This window comes from Pedobacter planticolens, from assembly GCF_014172375.1.
Classification (GTDB): Bacteria; Bacteroidota; Bacteroidia; order Sphingobacteriales; family Sphingobacteriaceae; genus Pedobacter; species Pedobacter planticolens.
The window spans coordinates 1,841,605-1,862,494 of record NZ_WNXD01000002.1 but is presented as its reverse complement, the minus strand read 5'-3'; the positions used below and the strand labels follow the sequence as shown (position 1 = coordinate 1,862,494).

The 20,890-nt window shown below is 33.8% G+C and carries 20 protein-coding genes; 5 read left to right on the top strand and 15 right to left on the bottom strand.

What is annotated here, in order from left to right; genetic code table 11:
- Positions 1-151 precede the first annotated feature (151 nt).
- Positions 152-772 (top strand): LysE family translocator, encoded by a 621-nt coding sequence (locus GM921_RS17095; RefSeq protein ID WP_182923835.1) that lies wholly within the window; start codon positions 152-154, stop codon positions 770-772.
- A 4-nt stretch (positions 773-776) separates the two neighbouring features.
- On the opposite strand, the gene GM921_RS17090 is transcribed toward GM921_RS17095, so the two are convergent.
- The 15 genes from GM921_RS17090 to ubiE form a co-directional block, all read right to left on the bottom strand.
- Complete coding sequence (locus tag GM921_RS17090; RefSeq protein WP_182923834.1) at positions 777-1,328, bottom strand: hypothetical protein; 552 nt, start codon at positions 1,326-1,328, stop codon at positions 777-779.
- A 44-nt stretch (positions 1,329-1,372) separates the two neighbouring features.
- Positions 1,373-3,274: an amidophosphoribosyltransferase gene (locus tag GM921_RS17085; RefSeq protein WP_182923833.1), complete on the bottom strand. Its 1,902-nt coding sequence runs from the start codon at positions 3,272-3,274 to the stop codon at positions 1,373-1,375.
- Between the two features lie 102 nt (positions 3,275-3,376).
- Entirely contained in the window at positions 3,377-4,216 is an 840-nt protein-coding gene (murI, locus tag GM921_RS17080) for a glutamate racemase (protein WP_182923832.1), read from the bottom strand.
- A 63-nt stretch (positions 4,217-4,279) separates the two neighbouring features.
- On the bottom strand, positions 4,280-4,873 hold the full coding sequence (locus tag GM921_RS17075) for an OmpH family outer membrane protein (RefSeq protein ID WP_182923831.1): 594 nt from the start codon (positions 4,871-4,873) through the stop codon (positions 4,280-4,282).
- 47 nt (positions 4,874-4,920) lie between these two features.
- The gene (locus GM921_RS17070; protein WP_182923830.1) at positions 4,921-5,451 is read right to left on the bottom strand and encodes an OmpH family outer membrane protein; all 531 of its coding nucleotides are present in this window, start codon (positions 5,449-5,451) and stop codon (positions 4,921-4,923) included.
- Positions 5,452-5,468: 17 nt separating this feature from the next.
- The gene (locus tag GM921_RS17065) at positions 5,469-8,015 is read right to left on the bottom strand and encodes a BamA/OMP85 family outer membrane protein (RefSeq protein ID WP_182923829.1); all 2,547 of its coding nucleotides are present in this window, start codon (positions 8,013-8,015) and stop codon (positions 5,469-5,471) included.
- 63 nt (positions 8,016-8,078) lie between these two features.
- Positions 8,079-8,819: an isoprenyl transferase gene (locus tag GM921_RS17060; protein WP_182923828.1), complete on the bottom strand. Its 741-nt coding sequence runs from the start codon at positions 8,817-8,819 to the stop codon at positions 8,079-8,081.
- 19 nt (positions 8,820-8,838) lie between these two features.
- Positions 8,839-9,648, bottom strand: coding sequence for a type IX secretion system protein PorG (gene porG / locus GM921_RS17055; protein WP_182923827.1), 810 nt, complete (start codon positions 9,646-9,648; stop codon positions 8,839-8,841).
- Position 9,649: 1 nt separating this feature from the next.
- Positions 9,650-10,531 carry an NAD kinase gene (locus GM921_RS17050; protein ID WP_182923826.1) on the bottom strand — a complete coding sequence of 294 codons (882 nt, stop codon included), beginning with the start codon at positions 10,529-10,531 and terminating at the stop codon, positions 9,650-9,652.
- A 7-nt stretch (positions 10,532-10,538) separates the two neighbouring features.
- Positions 10,539-11,201: a CBS domain-containing protein gene (locus GM921_RS17045; protein ID WP_182923825.1), complete on the bottom strand. Its 663-nt coding sequence runs from the start codon at positions 11,199-11,201 to the stop codon at positions 10,539-10,541.
- Positions 11,201-11,965 carry an alpha/beta fold hydrolase gene (locus GM921_RS17040; RefSeq protein ID WP_182923824.1) on the bottom strand — a complete coding sequence of 255 codons (765 nt, stop codon included), beginning with the start codon at positions 11,963-11,965 and terminating at the stop codon, positions 11,201-11,203. The genes GM921_RS17045 and GM921_RS17040 overlap by 1 nt, the downstream gene beginning before the upstream one ends.
- A gap of 113 nt (positions 11,966-12,078) precedes the next feature.
- Positions 12,079-12,525 (bottom strand): GatB/YqeY domain-containing protein, encoded by a 447-nt coding sequence (locus tag GM921_RS17035; RefSeq protein ID WP_182923823.1) that lies wholly within the window; start codon positions 12,523-12,525, stop codon positions 12,079-12,081.
- A 128-nt stretch (positions 12,526-12,653) separates the two neighbouring features.
- A complete protein-coding gene (locus GM921_RS17030) occupies positions 12,654-13,412 on the bottom strand; it encodes an SDR family NAD(P)-dependent oxidoreductase (protein WP_182923822.1) in 759 nt (252 codons plus the stop codon).
- A 50-nt stretch (positions 13,413-13,462) separates the two neighbouring features.
- On the bottom strand, positions 13,463-14,212 hold the full coding sequence (gene porT / locus GM921_RS17025; protein ID WP_182923821.1) for a type IX secretion/gliding motility protein PorT/SprT: 750 nt from the start codon (positions 14,210-14,212) through the stop codon (positions 13,463-13,465).
- On the bottom strand, positions 14,209-14,937 hold the full coding sequence (gene ubiE, locus GM921_RS17020; protein WP_182923820.1) for a bifunctional demethylmenaquinone methyltransferase/2-methoxy-6-polyprenyl-1,4-benzoquinol methylase UbiE: 729 nt from the start codon (positions 14,935-14,937) through the stop codon (positions 14,209-14,211). The genes porT and ubiE overlap by 4 nt, the downstream gene beginning before the upstream one ends.
- Positions 14,938-15,034: 97 nt before the next feature.
- Here ubiE and yihA point away from each other — a divergent pair, with 97 nt between their 5' ends.
- The 4 genes from yihA (at position 15,035) to GM921_RS17000 (ending at position 20,771) form a co-directional block, all read left to right on the top strand.
- Positions 15,035-15,679, top strand: coding sequence for a ribosome biogenesis GTP-binding protein YihA/YsxC (gene yihA / locus GM921_RS17015; RefSeq protein WP_182923819.1), 645 nt, complete (start codon positions 15,035-15,037; stop codon positions 15,677-15,679).
- Positions 15,680-15,792: 113 nt separating this feature from the next.
- Complete coding sequence (locus GM921_RS17010) at positions 15,793-16,662, top strand: UbiA-like polyprenyltransferase (RefSeq protein ID WP_182923818.1); 870 nt, start codon at positions 15,793-15,795, stop codon at positions 16,660-16,662.
- 65 nt (positions 16,663-16,727) lie between these two features.
- A complete protein-coding gene (locus GM921_RS17005; protein ID WP_182923817.1) occupies positions 16,728-18,443 on the top strand; it encodes a M3 family oligoendopeptidase in 1,716 nt (571 codons plus the stop codon).
- 405 nt (positions 18,444-18,848) lie between these two features.
- Positions 18,849-20,771, top strand: a complete 1,923-nt coding sequence (locus GM921_RS17000) for an LTA synthase family protein (RefSeq protein ID WP_182923816.1) — start codon at positions 18,849-18,851, stop codon at positions 20,769-20,771.
- Positions 20,772-20,890: the final 119 nt, after the last annotated feature.

Genomic DNA, 20,890 nt, shown 5'->3' with positions numbered 1-20,890 from the left:
ATTTTTACACAGTAGACATTAGGTGCTTTTAACGAGTAATAAGACTGTTATAATTGTGCTATTGAAAAAAATTAAATGAAAAATCAAACCAAAAAATGGATAGATTTTAGCTTTAAAAGTCGCATATTAGCGTAAATAATATGTTAGGCTAATGTTTGAAGCAATTTTATTGGGCATGGGAGCTGGGCTAATTTCCTCATTCTTAACTGGTCCTGTTTTTTTTGCAATGATTAAGACCAGTATAGAAAAAGGATTCAAAGCCGGATTTTCATTAGCAATTGGTGTAATAATCAGCGATGTTCTTTTAATTGGGCTTGTACTTTATGGAAGTCAATTCTTAGTATATCAAGAAAGCTTTGATAAATATGTTGGTATCGTAGGTGGCTTGTTTTTATTTGCAGTTGGTATCTATTACCTATACTCAAAAGTCTCTATCAACTACGAAGATAATACCCTTATAAAGGTAAGCAAACGAGGTTACCTGCTTAAAGGGTTTTTGATGTGCATCCTAACACCATCTACCCTCATGTTTTGGATTATTGTGAGTGGAATTATCTCTGCCAAGTTAAACTCACTAGACGAGAAGCTATTCTGCTTTTTTATTGCCATGGCTACCCAATTAACCATAGACGGATTAAAAAGCTATTATTCTAGTAAATTACGTTATAGAATAAAAGAAGATGCACTAAAGAAATTAAATAAGATTGCTGGGGTTATCATAATTGCTTTCGCTTTCTGGCTGATGTATAAAACTTATCATCAGTTTTATTAGTCATTTATAAATACGTATCGACAGTATATAAATCAATATAATCAACCACTCTTCCTCCCCCACAATTTTCCATATTTTGTAACCTGTAATAGGTACGACCATCCTTTTTCAAGAAAATTTGTTCCCCAGTTTTCTCACATGGCTTACCGCCGTTATTGTGTTTTATATAGGTGATAATAGTGCCAATGAACTTTATATGATTTTTATCGACTCTACTAATTTTACCATCAATTTTTAGGTATTCGTTGCTGTCGTTAGTCTGTTCACCTTTAAAAGTATACCAATTGTTTTCGGTCTTAACCAATTTAGCAGACCCTGTTTTATCAAAACTTATCCACTGTAAACTAATCGGAATTTCTTGATACTTCTCTATTTTAACCTTTGGAATGTTTTTCTCGATATTCTCTTTTACGCCCTTTAAACTATCATTTACCTTATCAAGTTTAGCAACTAAGCTATCACTTGTTTTAGATATCGCGTCATCAACTTTCTTTTGACTGGAATCTGAACAAGAAAAGTTCAATAAAACCAAAATGCATATAACTATCCTTTTCATCATCAATTATTTTAATTGTTAACAGATAGAATACTTTAAAAGTTTTAATAAGCCCTCTGGTTATTTCCTTCTTTCCAGTTTACAAATGCTTTGTTTACTACTTTATTACCGCCTGGTGTAGGGTAATTGCCTGAGAAATACCAATCGCCCGTATGATTTGGGCAGGCAATATGTAAATTATCTAAAGTTTGATAAATCACTTCTACTTCTGCAACTGTTCCTTCTGGTGTGATAATTTTAGCAATCTGATCTGAAATTTCTTGTTGTTCAAATGGTCTGTAAATTTCCTTTACATGGTTTACAATTTCTTCTTTAGGCAGCAATAACGAAGCCTTACATTTCTCGTAAACTTCTTCTATAATATGCTCCATGCCGCGTTGTTTAAGCAATTGAATTGCGGCATCAAAGGCAACAAATTGTCCCATTTTAGACATGTCAATTCCGTAGCAATCTGGATAACGAATTTGCGGAGCAGAAGAAACAATAATGATTTTTTTAGGGTGTAGTCTATCAATAATCTTGATGATACTTTGCTTTAAAGTTGTACCACGAACAATCGAATCATCAACAGCCACTAAGGTATCAGTATGATTTTTTATGACGCCATATGTGGTATCATAAACGTGAGCAACCATTTCTCCTCTATCAGCATCTTGCGTAATAAAAGTGCGGAGTTTCACATCCTTAATCGCCAATTTCTCTACTCGTGGCGACATAGATAATAATTCATCTAGCTCTGCATCGTTCAGTTTTTCTTTGCGATTTAACAGGGTGTCTTTCTGAATTTCTCTTACGTGATTATGCAAACCCTCTACCATACCGTAAAACGAAACTTCGGCAGTATTAGGGATGAACGAGAATACAGTGTTTTTTAAATCTCTATTTACTGCAGATAAAACTTGAGGAATTAATAAATCGCCCAATTTTTTGCGTTCTTTATAGATATCTGCATCACTTCCTCTTGAGAAATAAATACGCTCAAATGAGCAGGCTCTTTTTTCTACAGGTTCGCGATACATTTCTTGCGTTACTGTACCGTCTTTTTTAACGATTAACGCATGTCCAGGTTCAATTTCTTTAACTTGTTTGATCTGAACATTAAATGCTGTTTGAATTGCCGGACGTTCTGATGCAGCCACTACCACTTCATCATCTGCATAATAAAACGCAGGGCGGATACCTGCTGGATCTCTCATTACAAACGCATCACCATTACCAACAATACCAGAAATGGTGTAACCACCATCCCAAGTTTTTGATGAGCGACGAAGAATGTTAGCGATATTTAAATTATCAGAGATTTTATGGGTGATGTCAATATTGTTTAGTCCTTCTTTTTTATAGGTATCGAAAAGCTCTTGATTTTCGTCATCTAAAAAGTGGCCTATTTTTTCGAGTATTGTAACTGATTCTACTTTTTCTTTTGGATGTTGACCTAACTCGTATAATTGTTCGAATAATTCATCAACATTGGTCATGTTAAAATTACCAGCGATCACCAAGTTTCTGGTCATCCAATTATTTTGACGTAAGAAAGGATGGCAATTTTCGATACTGTTTTTACCATGTGTACCGTAGCGTAAGTGGCCTAATAAAACTTCGCCTATAAAGCTTACGTTTTGTTTTAGGAACTCGGTATCTTTCATCAACTCTGGCGTTTCATTCTGAATATCTACAAATTTGTTTTGTACGTATCCAAAAATATCAGCAACTGCATTTTGAGCCATAGAACGGTAGCGACTAATGTAGCGACTACCAGGTTTCATGTCTAATTTAATGGTTGCAATACCTGCTCCGTCCTGACCACGATTGTGCTGCTTTTCCATCAATAAATACAATTTATTGAGGCCGTAAAGTGCAGTACCGTATTTTTCTTGGTAGTATGAGAGAGGTTTTAACAGACGGATAAAGGCTATTCCGCATTCGTGTTTGATCTGATCGCTCATTGATTGTAATTGAGCCGCAAATTTACCGCTTTAAAATTTTAAAACCTAACAAGAAATGTAGTGATTTTTAACATTCTGATCATCTGAATGTTAATTTATAGGTTACGGCAAAAGTGCGCTATTCATTTTCTGCGTTTTAATTTCTTCACCAAGAAATACAGAGGCATGGGCATTGAAGGTGGCAATATCTCCAGATGTGTAAAATGTCTTTTTGGAATGTTTGGCTAATTTGCTTTCTATTTCTGTATGTCTTTGTAGATAATTGGCTAGACTATTTGCAACGATTTCACCCTGTGAAAGTACTTGAATATTTTCTGGGAGTTGTTGTTCAATTTTAGGAATGAGTAGTGGATAATGCGTACAAGCTAATAAAATACAATCTATATCGGCTGATTTTTGCAGTAATTCCTGAACGTATTCTTTCACAAAGAAATCTGCTCCATCGCCTAAATGCTCTCCGTTTTCTATAATTGGCACCCACATTGGACAGCTTTGTTGGTGTACTTTTAATGTTGGAAAGAAGCGACTAATTTCTATTGGATAAGAGTTGGAGTTAATGGTTCCACGAGTTCCCATAACGCCAATGTTTTGGGTTTTAGTGAAATTCCCTATCACTTCTGCAGTTGGTCTGATAACTCCTAAAACTCTATTATTTGGGTATTTTTTAGGTAAATCTAATTGCTGAATACTTCTTAATGCTTTTGCTGAAGCGGTGTTACAGGCTAAAATAACTAATGGACACCCTTGTGCGAAAAGCCATTCTACACATTCTAATGTATATTGGTAAACGGTTTCAAAAGAGTGATCGCCATAAGGAGAACGGGCATTATCGCCAAGATAAATGTAATTGTATTGCGGTAGTTTTTGGGCAATAGATTTGAATACGGTTAATCCGCCAAAACCCGAATCGAAAACCCCAATTGATGAAACCTTATTATTCATTACAAAAAAAAGCGGAACTGAGTATTAATCTCAGTTCCGCTAAAGATATTAAATTATATCTAATTAGTTCTTTTTTGCAGGTGTTGTTGCTGGTTTTGTAGCAGCAGGAGTATTAGAAATACCTAATTTAGTTTTAACCGCAGCAGTAATATCTTCACCACCATCAAAATAAACTAAGCTATTAAATCCTTGAGATACTGATGTATCAAAAACATACGCTAAACCTTTTTCTTTAGCAACTGCGCTCATCGCGGTAGCTAATTTTTGGTTTATTGGCGGGAATAATTCGCCTTGTTTAGTTTGTACATCTGTAGTTGCTTTTGTACGAGCATCTTCAATTCTTTTACCTAGGTCTTGAATTTCTTGACCAGCAATTTGTAATTCTTTACCTACAACTTCTTTGTTAGCTTCGCTTAAAGTTTTTTCTTTGTCTTGTGCCGCTTTGTATTTAACCTGATATTCGGCTATCATTTTATCAATTTCTGCTTGTTTAGTTTTTGCTAATGTTTCTAAAGTAGCTTGTGCGGCTTTAGCTTCAGGCATGTTAGCATAAATTTCATCTGAACTTAGGTGACCCAATTTTTGTTGAGCATTCGCAACGTTTGCAGTAAGCAATAATCCAGCTGCAACAAAAAATACGTTAATTAACTTTCTCATTTTTCTATTTTACTTAATAATTGTTTTATAATTTATGTGTTCTATTTTTATTTTACAAGTGTACCAGGTTTATAACCTAATCTAGTAATAACGTCATTACTAATATCATAATTGCTACTTGCATAAATCATCATTGTAGATTCACTGCTTTTATCAAATACAAAGTCAATAATTTTGTTCTTCGCCGTTTCGCCAATTACGGTTGATACTTTATCTTGAATCGGTTTTAGCAATTTAGTACGCGTTTGAAAAAGCTCTCCTTCTGGTCCAAATTTTTGGCGTTGCAGTTCTTTAGCTTTCTTTTCTTTTTCAATAATATCATTCTCTCTGCGCTTACGCATATCATCCGTTAGTAATACCTGATCTGCTTGGTACGCTTTGTACATTTTATCAATTTCTGAAAAACTATCGTCAACTTGTTTTTGGTATTGTTGAGATAATCCGTCTAATTGATTTAAGGCAGATTTGTATTCTGGCAAATGCTTAAGGATATATTCTGTATCCACATAAGCAAACTTTTGTGCTGATGCTCCTAATCCAATTAGAAGTAAAAAGCTAGCTAATATATATTTTTTCATAGTTGATAGATACAAACTTAATTAAATCCTCCAAGTTGTTGGGCAATACTAAAGTGGAATTGACCTTTATTTGCGTCTGGAATACCAGGAATTTTATCAAATCCATATCCATAATCAATACCTAATAAACCAAATATAGGTAAGAATATTTTCGCACCAACACCAACTGAGCGTCTCACGTTAAACGGATTAAAATCGCTAAACTTATTCCATGTATTACCACCTTCTGCAAATACCGTCATAAACGCTGTTGCTTGTTGAGATGCTATCACTGGATATCTTAATTCCATTACATATTTGTTAAAAATCGGACTACCAGAGCTTTGTGCAATAGTTGGATTAGAACCTACCGGGATAACCGAGTTATTTGAATAACCACGCATTGCGATTAACTCAGAACCTTGTAAGAAATCAAATCCTTGCATACCATCTCCACCTAATTTAAAACGTTCAAATGCCGATTCACCAACTGCGCTATTGTACGTACCTAAGAAACCAAATTGTGCTTGTCCTTTAAATACTAATTTACCAATAACTGTTTCAAACCATTGTGCTTCAAACTTCCATTTGTGATATTCGGTAAACTTGTAACGTAATTTATCTGAAGCTATTTTGTAGTTCACATTATTTAATAATGAATAAGGTGGTGTAGCTTGTATTGTAAATTTAATATAAGAACCTCCTGTAGGGAAAATCTGACTTCCATTTCTTGAATCTCTTGCAATTTCTTGTGTTAAATTCAAGTTGTATGAAGTACCTGTGCTAAATAAGTAACCTGGGTAGTTATTTAAAATGTATTGATTTAAGTTCACACTGTGAACTAAAGAGAACCAGTTATCTGGCCATTTTAATTTTCTACCTAAGCTAATAGATACACCATTTAAACGAATTTTTTGGTAGGTAGCATCTCCCGCCGCTAAACCATTAGACTGTAATGATGTAAATGCACTCAATCCGAAACTGATTGGTTTTTTACCTCCAAACCAAGGTTCAGAAAATGAGAAGCTATATGATTGGTAGTATTTACCATTTGTTTGTCCACGTAAGCTTAATTTCTGACCATCACCTTTTGGTAGCGGTTTGTAGGCTTCACCATTAAATAGATTTCTTAAAGAGAAGTTGTTAAATGTTAAACCTAATGTACCAATTACACGGCCACCACCAAAACCACCTGATAATTCAATTTGATCTGAAGGTTTTTCTTCTACATGGTAAACAATATCTACTGTACCATCTGAAGGATTAGGTTTTGGAACTGGATTAGTTTTAGCTTCATCAAAGTTACCTAATGCACCAATTTCACGTACAGTTCTTACCAATTGTTCTTTAGAGAATTTTTCTCCTGGCTTGGTACGAATTTCACGTAACACAACTCTATCATTAGTGATGGTATTTCCTTCAATAGTAATTTTGTTGTTGGTATACTGCGGACCTTCATAAATACGCATTTCAACATCTACAGTATCGTTGTGTATTTTAGTTTGTACCGGATCAATGTTAAAAGTTAAGTAACCATCGTTCAAATAAACACTAGAAACGTCATCGCCATTGGCACTACCACGCAATTTCTTCTCTAATTTTTCTTCACTAAATAATTCTCCTTTTTCTATTCCTAAAACTTTTTCTAGATAAGGAGTAACATATTTTGCATTACCAACCCAAGTGATATTACCGAAATAATATTTCGGCCCTTCGTACATATCTAGCTTAATACCAATAGATTTATCATTGTATTTATAAATGCTATCTTTTAAAATGGCTGCATCTCTGTAACCCTTTTCTTGCATTTTAGCAACCAATTTTATTTTATCTTCTTCGTATTTTTCTTTATTAAATTTACCACTACCAAACACTTTATAAAAAGCTTGTTGTTTAGTCTTTTTAAGGAATTTTCTAAGCTTGGCCGATTTAAAATCTTTATTACCAGTAAACTTAATTTCGTGAACCTTTACCCTTTTACCCTTATTAATTAACACTTGTAAAACAACGCTATTCTCTTGGTTCGGATCTGGTTTAGATTTAAAATCTATCGTAGTATAAAAATATCCTTTATCTAAAAGGTATTTATTGATGATTGATTTTGTGGTGTTGTATAAGTTATCGTTAATGATGGTTTTACCAGCTTTGTCAGCTAATTTCTCACCAATATCTGTTTTTTGAGATTTGCTAATTCCAATAAACTCAAATGAACTTAAACGAGGACGTTCTACTACTTCGATATCAAAATAAACAGTATCTACATTTATTTTAGTTACAAATAGTTGCACATCATCAAACAAGCCTTGTGCCCATAAGTTTTTAATCGCATTTGAAGTTGCTTCTCCTGGCAAAACAACTCGTTCACCTTTGGTTAATTTAGAAAGTGTAATGATTACTTCTTTATCTAGGTATTGAGTTCCAGTTAAGGTTGTGCCACCAATTACATATTCTTTCGGACTAAAATAATCAATATTTAAGCCTTGAACTTTTAAGGAAGGTGCTGCAGGTGCAGTTTGTGTACGGATCTGAGCTAGTGTTGGCAAGCCAATCAATAACAAAAATATGAGTTGGTATATTCTTTTCATTTACAATCTAAAAAACGTTGCTAAGTTAATTTAAACACATGTTAAAAAGTGTTAAAAGTAAAATTAGTTCAATTGTTCACTAATTTTCCCGAAGCGACGTTCGCGTTTTTGGTAATCTACAATGGCTTCAAAAAGATCTTCTCTTCTAAAGTCTGGCCATAAAGTTTCGGTAAAATATAATTCGGTGTAAGCAATTTGCCATAATAAAAAATTACTTACTCTATGCTCTCCGCTGGTGCGAATCATTAACTCTGGGTCGGGTATTTGAGCAGTAGTTAACTGAGCGGCAAAGGTTTGTTCATTTATATCGTCTAAAGCTATTTTTTGCTCTAGCACTTGTTGTGTCAATTTTTTAGCAGCCTCAATTATTTCCCATTTTGCGCTATAACTTAGGGCTAATGTTAACGTACATTTGGTGTTTTTACTAGTTATTTCCATTACGTTAGCTAAATCATCAATACATTTTTGCGGTAATGATTTTAAATCGCCAATGGCATTTAACCTTACATTATTTTTGTTTAAAGTTTCTGCTTGTTCATTAATGGTTGAGATTAACAATTCCATTAACGCATTTACTTCATCTATCGGACGGTTCCAGTTTTCTGTAGAAAAAGCATATACTGTTAAGTATTTCACACCAATATCTACGCAACCCTCAACGATATCTTTTACAGATAATACGCCACTTTCATGACCAAAAACGCGAAATTTCCCTTGATTTTTTGCCCATCTTCCATTACCATCCATAATGATGGCAATATGCTCTGGCAAGCGTTTAATATCTATTTGTTCTTTAAATCCCATCAATGTTTTAATCGGTGCCCTAAAAAGTAAAGCATTTTTGGCTCACAAAGGTATAAGATATCCCAATACTTACAAACATGTACGTATCTCTTTTTCTTAAATCTCCTCTTTGAGTACCTGGAACACCAACACCTGCAGCTGTTGAAGCATTGTATGGCGGAAAATATCTTGAAGCGCTAGGCGAACTAGGCATAGTATTTAAATAATAATAATCTCCAACATCATCAATAAAGTCGGTAAATGTAGTTCTATAGCCTATTTCAGAAAATAAAGTTAAATAATCTGTCAATTTATATTTAACTCCCACACCATAGGGAATTGAAATAGCATATTGTTTGTAGGTTACGGGTGTACCATCCTTCTTTGCATTAGTGGCATAATCTGATAGTGTATACTTTGTATTATCATAAGTTGCCGTTGGATTAAAATAAAAGCCACCAACACCAGCAAAAACATAAGGTGTAAATTTACGTTTAGAAATAGGCGAGTAAATATCAAAAAAGTTAAGGTTTGCCAATAGGCTCACTTCGTGAATTGAGGTATTAAAATTTAAAGCACGTTCTTTAAACTGATCGTTTGAAGATTTTAAATCATCTCCTTTTATTTCGCCATAGGTATAATGTAAACCTAGTCCTAAATATGGATTGAAATTTATTCTGGCAAAAGCTCCTGCAGAAATACCACTGATTTTTAAGGGGTTATTCTGATTAAGATCTCCTAAATATCCTGCACCACCAGCATTTATGCCAATTTCTGCTCGCTGAGCAAAAACTGAACTGCTAAAAGCTAATGAGATCACGAAAATTAAGATTGCCTTTATATACCGCATTTTAGTAATTACGGGTATCTATACCCCAAAGTAATTTATTCCTTAACGTAGTAAGGTAACTTTCATTGTTAAGGCGAATAAGATTGATGTTAAACTTGGCTTTATTGATGGTAATTTTAACGGATCTATCTACAGTTTCTGTCCTCGAATCGCATGAAAGTAGAAATTTAGTACTTCTAGCCTCGATTTCGAAGGTTAGTTCAACATCATCAGGAATAATTAACGGTCTAACATTTAAATTATGTGGTGCAACTGGTGTAATTACAAAATTTTGTGCATTTGGTAATATAATTGGTCCGCCGCAGCTTAAAGAATATGCCGTAGAACCAGTTGGTGTAGCTATAATTAAACCATCTGCCCAATAAGAGTTGATAAATTCGCCATTCATAAAAGCATGAATAATCATCATTGCAGAATTATCTCTTCTATGGATGGTCATGTCATTTAATGCGAAATTTTCATCTCCAAATAAATCATTTTGAGATTGTAAATTTAAAATACTCCGTTTATCTAAAGAATATTCTCCTTTTACAAGCGCACTAATTGCATTTTTTATTTCATTTTTATTGATACTCGCTAAAAAGCCTAAACGCCCAAAGTTTATCCCAATTACTGGGATTTGAGAATCGCGAACTAAAGCCAAAGTATCTAGTAATGTACCATCACCACCTAAACTTAATAGTACATCTGCTTCATTTAGTAATTCTTTGTGGCTAGAAAAAGTATGGATGTTTGAGGGAAGATTTACCTTATTTTTTATAAAATTGTTAAATTTCAAGTAAACTAAGACTTCAACTTCATAACTCGCTAAAGCATCAAATACTTCTTGCACAAAAGGTAAAACACTATCATTAAAGTCTCTACCGTAAATCGCTATCTTCATGTAAGTTTTATACGTTTAAATAGTTCATGAAAGAATTAAATCTATCTGCCGAACCATCGTCGTTTTGCGTATTATTAAAAACAGCTTTAACTTCATAGTTATATCTTTCAAAAGATGAAATAATACCCGAAAGTTCTGTTTTATTTATTTTTAAGGTAATTTCTAATCGCGTAGAATCAGGGAAAGAGCTTACATATGATGATAAAATTTGTGCATTATCTGCCTCAACAATTTGAGCCATGTGAGCCAATGAATTATTTCTATTACTAATAGATAAAACAATAATCCCCCCTGGTTCTTTTACAGAATAGGTATCGGCCGTATATTCTAACAAATTATTGATAGAAACCACACCCAAATAGTTTTTAAGATGATCTAACACCGGCACTAATGAAAGTTGTAACTGATTAAACAATCGTATTACATCATAAATATGAGAATCGTCAAAAACAAATGGATTTATAATTGTTAAAGGTAAACTGCCAATTGGTGTATCCTGATCTCTAATTTCTATGAGCTCATCTTCAGAAACAAGCCCTAAAAATTGAGCTTCATTAACGATTGGTAAATGGTACAATTTAAACTCACTCATCCGCTCCAAAGCTTTCCGAACACTATCGGAAGTTTTTAGCGGCGGTATTACATTTGATATGAGTTCTGCTGCAAACATTATTTTAGTAAAATCCTATTTAAAAATGTATCTAAATATTCATTAAATTCTGTTGGTCTTTCCATCATTGGTGCATGCCCACATTTATCAATCCAGTTTAATTCTGAATTAGGTAAAAGTTCATGAAACTCTACTGCCACATCTGGTGGAGTTATTTTATCTTGTTTACCCCAAATTAGAGATACAGGAATGGTTATTCTCGATAATTCCTTACTCATATTGTGGCGTATGGCCGATTTAGCCAATGCTAAAATACGAATTACTCTAGAGCGGTCATTTACAGATTTAAAAACTTCATCAACTAATTCATCTGTAGCAGTTGCAGGATCATAAAACGTATATTCTACTTTTTCTTTTACATAATCACGACTTCCCCTACGTGGAAATGAACCCCCAAAAGCATTTTCATATAAGCCAGAACTTCCCGTTAATACCAATGCTTTTACAAATTCTTGATGAGCAGCTGTAAAAACCAAGCCAACATGACCACCTAAAGAATTCCCGATTAATACAACCTGACTTAATTTTTTAAATTTAAGAAAGCGGTGTACATATTTAGATAAACTTTTTACGCCAAGGGTAAGTAAAGGCAAATCATAAATTGGTAAAATTGGCACTATTACACGATAGCTTTTTTTAAAGTGATCTATCGCAGGCTCCCAATTACTCAACTCGCCCATTAGCCCATGAAGTAATACCAACGTTTCTCCTTCGCCTGCCTCAATGTACTTAAACCCGTCTTCTTCAATTACTTCGTATTTCATATATAGTCTTCTGATGTTTGGTATGTGCTACTAAGTTAATAGAGTAAAATTAAATTATGGCAATTAATCTAAATATTTTTAAGAAAAGAATTTAAAAACAGATCAGAAACTGATTATCCCAATTGTGTTTTTACAATTTCTCCAATTAATTTTCCATCGGCTTTGCCAGCTAATTCTTTATTGGCTAGGCCCATTACTTTACCCATTTCTTTAATAGATGATGCGCCTGATTCTGAGATAATTCTTGCAATTATTTTCTCAATATCAGCTTGTGCTAATTGTTGTGGCAAAAATTGACTAATCACATCAATTTCTTCTTGTTCAACAATGTATAAATCTTCGCGGCCTTGTTCTTTGTAAATAGTTGCAGATTCCTTACGTTGTTTCACTAGTTTTTGTAAAATCTTCATTTCTGCATCTTCAGAAATTTCTTCTGCATGTCCCTTTTCTGTTTTTGCTAATAACAAAGCTGCTTTAATTGCTCTTAAACCTCTAAGCTTCGCTTGATCTTTAGCCAACATGGCTTGTTTTATTTCTTGATCTATTGTTGTTGATATCATAATCGTGTTGTATGTTATGGGTTGCGAGCTACAGGTCTTGATGCCTAACTTACATCCTTATTAATTTATTTTTTAACTATTATTCTGAATCCAAACATGTTACTCGTAACATGCAACCCACAACCTAGTTAATCTCTCTTTACAGTTGTTGCGGTTGCTTGTGCAGTTGGCATAATTAACATATCGTTAATGTTTACATGTGCTGGTCTACTTACGGCAAACCAAATGGCTTCTGCAATATCTTGTGCTAGTAAGGGTTCAAAACCATCGTATACTTTTTTGGCTCTACTTTCATCACCTTTAAAACGCACTATCGAAAACTCAGTTTCTACCATACCTGGATGAATTGCCGTTACTTTTATCCCGTGAGGTAAAAGATCAATGCGCATCCCTTGATTTAAAGCTTCTACTGCATGTTTTGTGGCACAATACACATTACCATTGGCATACACTTCTTTACCAGCAATAGATCCAATATTAATAATGTGTCCTTTCTTTTGTGCTACCATCCAACTACTTACCACTTTAGAAACATATAATAAACCCTTTATGTTTGTGTCTATCATCGTATCCCAATCGTCAGTATTGCCTTTATCAATTGGATCTAAACCTTGACTTAAACCTGCGTTATTTATCAGTACATCAACATTTTTCCAGTTCGCTGGTAATGTTTCTAACACATAGTTGATATTTTCCTTATCTCTCACATCAGCTTGAATTTTTTTCACTTCTATAGCGTATTTATCCGCCAAATGATGTGCTATTTTTTCCAGCAAATGTTCTCTTCTTCCTAGTAGGATAAGGTGATAACCTTGTTGAGCGAAAAGGTGTGCGCAAGCCTCGCCAATACCTGAGCTTGCACCAGTAATTAATGCAATTTTAGCCATGTGTTATTTATTCAATGATGAACAAAGGTATAATTTTTTTGTACGGACAGCTACTCGAAAAATAAGCTGAAAGTAAAATGTCTGAGTTTGGCTTTATCTATTGGATTAGCGTATGGGGTATTATCGTGTTTTAAAATATCTTTAAACGAATACGACATTTTTACTTCGGGCGACATTTTAAACCATTCAAAATAAATATCGAAACCTAAGCCTGCTTCATAAGACAAAAAGTTTTTGCTGTTCTTTATTAATTTATCTATTGGCGCAGATGAAGCATCATTATTTTTTTTGCCCGATGCCAAATCCATTGAATATTTTAATCCGCCTAACATATAGGCTCTAAAATTCATCATCCGATCTGATTTAACTTTTAAACCTAGGGGAAGATCAATCATTGTTGCCTGTAACTTTTTTTGAATTAATGGATTTCCAGGATTATATATACCTGGCTCAACGTAGTAATAATTAACTAATCGGTCGTTAAAAACCAAAGTCGGTGTAAAACGAACATCTAAATTATTGGTAAGCCTAGTATTCACGATAAACCCAATCCCAAATCCAACAGATGTTGGAGAAGAAACAGCAGATAATGAATCGGTAACATTAGCACCTAGCTCTGTATCAAAATAAGGTTTCCTCCAATCTACCTTTTTAAGAATTTTGTACTCTGATGAGATATATTGAAAACTAAATCCCCAATTAAAATTCTCATCATCAATACCTCCACCCCAATTTTGAGCCTTAGCAAAGTTGCTTATTACTAGAAAGACTAAAATTAAGAGCGTTGATTTTTTCCTCATTTAATACCGGTATAAATAGCACTTATACCAAACGTTAAAGGGCGATGTTTGGTATTTTTATAACCAACTTTCTCCATTAAGGTTGTAAATGATTGTCCATCTGGAAAAGCAGCAACCGATTCTGGCAAATAAGTATATGCTCTGTCATCCTTAGAAAACAACTTTCCGAAAAATGGGGTAACGTATTTAAAATAGAAATTATAACCTTGTTTTACAGGAAAAGCTTTCGGCTTAGAAAATTCTAGAATTACAATTTTCCCCTCTGGTTTTAAAACACGAAGCATATCTGATAAGCCTTTTTCCAAATTTTCGTAATTTCTCACGCCAAATGCTACCGTTATCGCATCAAACGTATTATCTTCAAAATGTAAGCCTTCCGAATCTCCTAATTGCACCGAGAAAATATGACCAAGATTACGTTCTTTGATTTTCCTTTTAGCTACTTCTAACATTCCTTCCGAAATATCTACACCAATTATCTTATCAGGATGTAAAATACTAATCGATTCGAAAGCAAAATCTCCAGTTCCCGTTGCTACATCTAAAATCATTCGGGGTTGTATGGCAGATAATTCTCTTATCGCCTTGCGACGCCAAATAATATCTATACCTAATGATAAAAAGTGATTTAGGAAATCGTAAGTGCCAGAAATGTTATTGAACATTGTAGCTACTTGTTCTTTTTTAGTCGCTGTGCCTGAGTATGGAGTTACTTCTTGATTCATAATTATGTGTCAAAGATATAAATTGTAATTGAAGATGTGCGATTTGAACTGTCAACTGAAAACTATCAACTGCAAACTTTATTATTACCTTTGTGCTATGATTATAAAATCTGCCACGTTTGTTGTGAGTAATACTAAAGTTTCGGCTTTACCACTACCAGAAATGCCCGAATATGCTTTTATTGGCCGTTCTAATGTGGGCAAATCATCGCTTATTAATATGTTGGTTAATGTGCAAGGTTTAGCAAAAACATCACAAAGACCTGGAAAAACGCAATTAATTAATCATTTTCTCATAAACGAAAAATGGTACATTGTAGATTTACCTGGTTATGGTTATGCTAAAGTGAGTAAAAGTAGTAGAGAAAAATGGGAGAAATTTATCCGTAACTATTTAACTAAAAGAGAAAATCTACAATGCGTTTTCGTATTGATAGACAGCCGTTTAGATCCTCAAAAAATTGATTTAGAATTTTGTTCTTGGTTAGGCGAATGCCAAATTCCATTTGCATTAGTTTATACAAAAGCAGATAAGCAATCGGCACCAAAAACTGACCAAAATGTTGCGAAATTTAATAAAGCTTTATTGGGTTGGTTTGAAGAAGTCCCTCCATTTTTTGTAACCTCTGCAGAAAAAGCACAAGGCAGAGATAAAGTTTTAGGCTTTATTGGCGAAGTAAATGAAGATTTTGTAAAACCAATTATCGATCCGCAGTTTTATACGGCTAACAATAAAGAATAATTTATCAAAGTTTAACTAGCTTCGTCATTGCGAGAAGCGAAGCGACAAAGCAATCTTTTTTGCAGGATAGATTGCTTCGTCATTCTTCCTCGCAATGACAACATTATACTAAAATGAAAAAATACTTTTCACTCGTATTATTTGCACACTCCATATTCGCAATGCCTTTTGCCTTAATTGGTTTCTTTTTGGGCGTAACTACCACCGAAAACCCATTTAATTGGTATTTATTAGCATTGGTAATTTTATGTATGGTATTTGCCCGTAATGCGGCAATGGCATTTAATCGCTATTTAGATCGTAATATTGATGCGAAAAACCCACGTACGGTAATGCGAGATATTCCTGCTGGCAAAGTTTCTGCAAGCGAAGCACTCACTTTTGTAATTGTAAACTGCATTTTGTTTGTCATTGCAACGGCATTCATCAATCCTTTATGCCTTTATTTATCGCCAGTAGCCTTATTTGTGGTGCTTTTTTACAGTTACACTAAACGTTTTACCGCATTATGCCATTTAGTTTTAGGTTTAGGACTTTCTTTAGCTCCAATTGGAGCCTACATTGCGGTAACTGGAGCATTTAATATCGTTCCATTATTTTATTCTTTTGCCGTTTTATTTTGGGTAAGCGGGTTCGATATTATTTATGCGTTGCAAGATGAAAGTTTTGATCGCAAAGAAAATCTACATTCCATACCTGCAACACTTGGCATAAAAAATGCTTTACGTTTATCCGTTGTACTACATATTTTTTCCGCATTATGCGTGATATTACCTTTATTTTTTACAGAATTTAGTTGGGTTTATTATATCGGTATTTTATTTTTCTGTGCCATGCTAACCTATCAGCATTTGCTAGTTAAACCAACGGATATTAGCAAAGTTGATAGAGCTTTTGCAACCACAAATGGATTTGCATCTGTCATTTTTGCACTTTGCTTTTTAATTGATGCCTTTTTAAGGTCAGGATTTAAAGGATTTTAGGATAATAGCCCTAAACTTTACAACTCCCGATAGCTATCGGGATCAACATTACAAATTACAACACTATGAATAACTTAATCATACCTAAGAAAACCAGAACCTACATTCCTCAAGATTTAAAAATGGAATGGGAAAGTCTATCTCCAATTTTAGATGAATTGCTAAAAAGAGAAATCAACAGTGTGGAAGAACTGGAAAAATGGTTAAAAGATAAAAGCGAATTAGAAGCTGCGCTTGAGGAAGATTTTGCTTGGCGCTATATTAAAATGACTTGCGATACTGCTAATGAAAATTTAGTGAAAGATTTTCAGTATTTCGCAACAGAAATTGAACCTAAAATTTCGCCAGTAGCAAATGAGTTAAATAAGAAGTTTAGCGAAAGTCTATTTATAGACAAACTAGACCAAGAGAAATATTTTGTTTATATCCGAGCTGTCAAAAAAGCATTAGAATTATACCGCGAAGAAAACATTGAGCTTTTTACACAATTACAAGTAACTCAGCAAAAATATCAAGGCATTACAGGTGCCATGAGCGTCAATATAAACGATCAAGAATTTACTTTAGAACAAGCTGCCAACTTTTTAAAAGATACCGATAGAAGTGTTAGACAAAATGCTTGGGAAACCATTCAACAACGCCGTTTAGCAGATAAAGATGAGTTAAACATTTTGTTTGATGAATTAGTTGCAATGCGTCACAAAGTTGCTTTAAACGCAGGTTTTGAGAATTATCGCGATTATATGTTTCAAGCTTTAGGTCGTTTTGATTATACGCCAAAAGACTGTTACGATTTTGCAGAAGCGATTGAAAAAGAAATTGTTCCAGTTTTAAAGGAACAAGCCGAAAAGAGACAAACAGCTTTAGGTTTAGATGCATTGAAACCTTGGGATATGGAAGTAAGTACGACTGGAAAACCAATGTTAAAACCGTTTAATAATGGACAAGAACTAATTGATAAAAGCATTGCGTGTTTTGCAGCAATAAATCCATCATTAGGAGAAAAATTGACCATTATGAAAGCGAATGGGCTTTTTGATGTAGAAAGTAGAATGGGCAAAGCACCTGGCGGTTACAATTATCCTTTAGCTGAAACTGGCGCTCCATTCATTTTTATGAATTCGGCAAATTCTTTACGTGATTTAACTACAATGGTTCACGAAGGTGGGCATGCGATACATACTTTTTTAACAGCTGATTTAGAATTAAATGATTTTAAACATTGCCCATCAGAAGTTGCGGAATTAGCATCTATGAGCATGGAATTAATTTCTATGGATAATTGGGATGTTTATTTTGATAACGAAGAAGAACTTAATCGTGCTAAAAAAGAACAGTTAGCAGATGTTTTAAAAACGTTGCCATGGGTTGCAGTAATAGATCAATTTCAACATTGGATTTACACTAACCCAGAACATAATGCAGCCGACAGAGAAACTGCTTTTAAACAAATCTATACTCGTTTTGGCGCTGGTTTTGCAGATTGGACAAGCTTTGAACAACAATTTGGCAATTTGTGGCAAAAACAATTGCACTTGTTCGAAGTTCCTTTCTATTATATCGAATATGCAATTGCACAATTAGGTGCTATTGCTGTTTGGAAAAATTACAAAGAAAATCCGGAGAAAGCATTAGAACAATATTTGGCTGCGTTGGCTTTAGGCTATACCAAACCAATGAATGAAATTTACGAAACCGCAGGTATTAAATTTGATTTCAGTGCTGCTTACGTCAAAGAACTAGCCACATTTGTAAAAGAAGAATTGAATAAATTAGGATAGTCATCCAACCATATTTTTAAGAAGCCAAGCTATTCGCTTGGCTTTTTTTATGGAGTATAATTTAACTAATAGTTATTTTTTTGGATGTGTTCGTTTTACATTGCTAAAAGAATTATGCCATTATATTTATTAGCTCGAACTTAACTCGGGCTTCAGTCGCACTTTGGTCGGGTTCAATTGTCACAAGTCCGAACCAACCCCGAACTAACTCCGTCTAAAGTCCGTTTTAACAGGCATCATTTTACAATGATTTTACACCTAAAATTCAATGATGAGGGCTCAAAAATTGAATAGTTTTAAAGCTTAACTTTAAAGAAACTTAGCTGATTTTGCTTCATTCAGAATTTCTTCAGAATTAAAATCTAATTTTGCACATTCGTACAACCAAATCGAAATTTACATCTCATGCTTAAAAAAATATTCGCCACTCGTTTTAAACTACTGGCAATTGTATATCTATTTATTATTTCCGTTTCATTTTTAACAAGACTTGTTCTTTTCATCAAATCGTTTAGCCAAATAGATCCAAATCCACTTCAAATTATTGGCATCTTTTTAATTGGTTTGTTAAATGATACATTGATGAGTACATTTTTCCTTATTCCTTTTGTATTGTACTTATGGTTGGTGCCAAATAAAATCTATTTTAAAAAATGGCATCGGTTTATTTTATACGGTTTATGCCTTTTGGCATTTACTATACTCGTTTTTAATGCGGTTTCAGAATGGTTTTTTTGGGACGAATTTTCAACTCGCTATAATTTTATCGCGGTAGATTATCTTATTTACACCACCGAAGTTATTGGCAATATCTGGCAATCTTACCCAATTGTGAAGTTGATAATTGGCATTGTTGTGCTGAGTATTTTAGTGTTATTATTCACCAAAAAATACATTAAAGCAGAAGTAACTAATAGGATATCATTCAAATACAGAACTTTAATTACACTTATTTTATTGCTTTTACCCGTATTAGTTTTTCTATTTGGAAGTAATGGTGCAAAACAATTTAGTAAAAATCAATATGCATCAGAACTTTCTGGTAACGGAATGTATGATTTTGGAGCAGCCTTTATTAACAACCAATTAGATTACGATAAATTTTATAAAACTAATTCTGTGAATGCTATTTTCACTACCGTTAAAAAAGATTTCATCGCCAATAATAGTCAGTTTCAAAGCGATTCATCAACCTCAATTACTAGAACAATAACGTATCCTGGAGATCAAAAAAACTATAACCTAATTATGATTAGCGTGGAGAGTTTAAGTGGCGATTTCCTTTCCAGATTTGGCAATACCGAACACATTACTCCAAATTTAGATAGTTTAGCAAATCAGGGATTATTCTTTTCTAATCTTTTCGCCACTGGCACAAGAACCGTTCGCGGATTGGAAGCTTTGTCATTAAGTCTTCCTCCTACTCCTGGTCAATCTGAAGTGAAAAGACCAAATAATGAGGGCAGATTTTCACTAGGAAATGTGTTGAAAAGCAAAGGTTATACCACTCAATATTTATATGGTGGTTATGGGTATTTCGATAATATGAATTACTTTTTTAGCAATAATGGGTATGAAGTGATTGACCGTTCGGCCATTACAAATGAAAAAGACATCCATTACGAAAATATTTGGGGCGTGGCCGATGAAGATCTATTCACGTTAGCTGTTAAAACTTTTGACGCGAATTACAAGTTAAAAAAGCCTTTCTTTAGTCAAATAATGACGACTTCTAATCATCGTCCGTATACTTACCCAGAGGGAAGAATAGATATTCCATCACATACTGGGCGTTCTGGCGCAGTAAAATATACTGATTATGCTATTGGGAAATTCATTAACGATTGCAGAAGTAAACCTTGGTTTAACAATACCATATTTGTAATCGTAGCCGATCATTGTGCATCTAGCGCTGGCAAAACAGAATTACCCATTAAAAATTATCGCATACCCATGATTGTGTATGCGCCATCCATTATAAAACCAAGTACTTTTAATGGATTAACTTCTCAAATTGATATTCCGCCAACTTTATTAGGGATGTTAAATGTAAGTTACACTTCTAAATTTTTCGGGTTTGATATTTTTAATACACCAGCAAATCTGCGTAGAGCATTTATAAGTACGTATCAAAATTTGGGCTATTATAAAGGAAATCAATTAATTATTTTATCGCCACAGCAAAAAGTAGAAGCATTTAATGTAGACTCTACAAACTTTACAACCACACCGATAAAATCTCTTCCTGCGTTAGAAAAAGAAGCTATTTCTTATTATCAATCGGCAAGTTATTTATTACATCACCGACTTTATCAATTTAAAAAGTAACGAATACCTAACAAAACAATTTTTGGGAGAGTAGATTTAAACTTAATTTTTTAAGTTTGAGCAAACTAAACACGGAGTGCTCTTTGATTCCGCTAAAAACCATAATAAGCCAAAAACCC

Bases quoted from the DNA above. Each gene is read 5' to 3' on its own strand.
- GM921_RS17095 (WP_182923835.1), top strand. From the start codon at position 152: ATGTTTGAAGCAATTTTATTGGGCATGGGAGCTGGGCTAATTTCCTCA.
- GM921_RS17090 (WP_182923834.1), bottom strand. From the start codon at position 1,328: ATGAAAAGGATAGTTATATGCATTTTGGTTTTATTGAACTTTTCTTGT.
- GM921_RS17085 (WP_182923833.1), bottom strand. From the start codon at position 3,274: ATGAGCGATCAGATCAAACACGAATGCGGAATAGCCTTTATCCGTCTG.
- murI (WP_182923832.1), bottom strand. From the start codon at position 4,216: ATGAATAATAAGGTTTCATCAATTGGGGTTTTCGATTCGGGTTTTGGC.
- GM921_RS17075 (WP_182923831.1), bottom strand. From the start codon at position 4,873: ATGAGAAAGTTAATTAACGTATTTTTTGTTGCAGCTGGATTATTGCTT.
- GM921_RS17070 (WP_182923830.1), bottom strand. From the start codon at position 5,451: ATGAAAAAATATATATTAGCTAGCTTTTTACTTCTAATTGGATTAGGA.
- GM921_RS17065 (WP_182923829.1), bottom strand. From the start codon at position 8,015: ATGAAAAGAATATACCAACTCATATTTTTGTTATTGATTGGCTTGCCA.
- GM921_RS17060 (WP_182923828.1), bottom strand. From the start codon at position 8,819: ATGGGATTTAAAGAACAAATAGATATTAAACGCTTGCCAGAGCATATT.
- porG (WP_182923827.1), bottom strand. From the start codon at position 9,648: ATGCGGTATATAAAGGCAATCTTAATTTTCGTGATCTCATTAGCTTTT.
- GM921_RS17050 (WP_182923826.1), bottom strand. From the start codon at position 10,531: ATGAAGATAGCGATTTACGGTAGAGACTTTAATGATAGTGTTTTACCT.
- GM921_RS17045 (WP_182923825.1), bottom strand. From the start codon at position 11,201: ATGTTTGCAGCAGAACTCATATCAAATGTAATACCGCCGCTAAAAACT.
- GM921_RS17040 (WP_182923824.1), bottom strand. From the start codon at position 11,965: ATGAAATACGAAGTAATTGAAGAAGACGGGTTTAAGTACATTGAGGCA.
- GM921_RS17035 (WP_182923823.1), bottom strand. From the start codon at position 12,525: ATGATATCAACAACAATAGATCAAGAAATAAAACAAGCCATGTTGGCT.
- GM921_RS17030 (WP_182923822.1), bottom strand. From the start codon at position 13,412: ATGGCTAAAATTGCATTAATTACTGGTGCAAGCTCAGGTATTGGCGAG.
- porT (WP_182923821.1), bottom strand. From the start codon at position 14,212: ATGAGGAAAAAATCAACGCTCTTAATTTTAGTCTTTCTAGTAATAAGC.
- ubiE (WP_182923820.1), bottom strand. From the start codon at position 14,937: ATGAATCAAGAAGTAACTCCATACTCAGGCACAGCGACTAAAAAAGAA.
- yihA (WP_182923819.1), top strand. From the start codon at position 15,035: ATGATTATAAAATCTGCCACGTTTGTTGTGAGTAATACTAAAGTTTCG.
- GM921_RS17010 (WP_182923818.1), top strand. From the start codon at position 15,793: ATGAAAAAATACTTTTCACTCGTATTATTTGCACACTCCATATTCGCA.
- GM921_RS17005 (WP_182923817.1), top strand. From the start codon at position 16,728: ATGAATAACTTAATCATACCTAAGAAAACCAGAACCTACATTCCTCAA.
- GM921_RS17000 (WP_182923816.1), top strand. From the start codon at position 18,849: ATGCTTAAAAAAATATTCGCCACTCGTTTTAAACTACTGGCAATTGTA.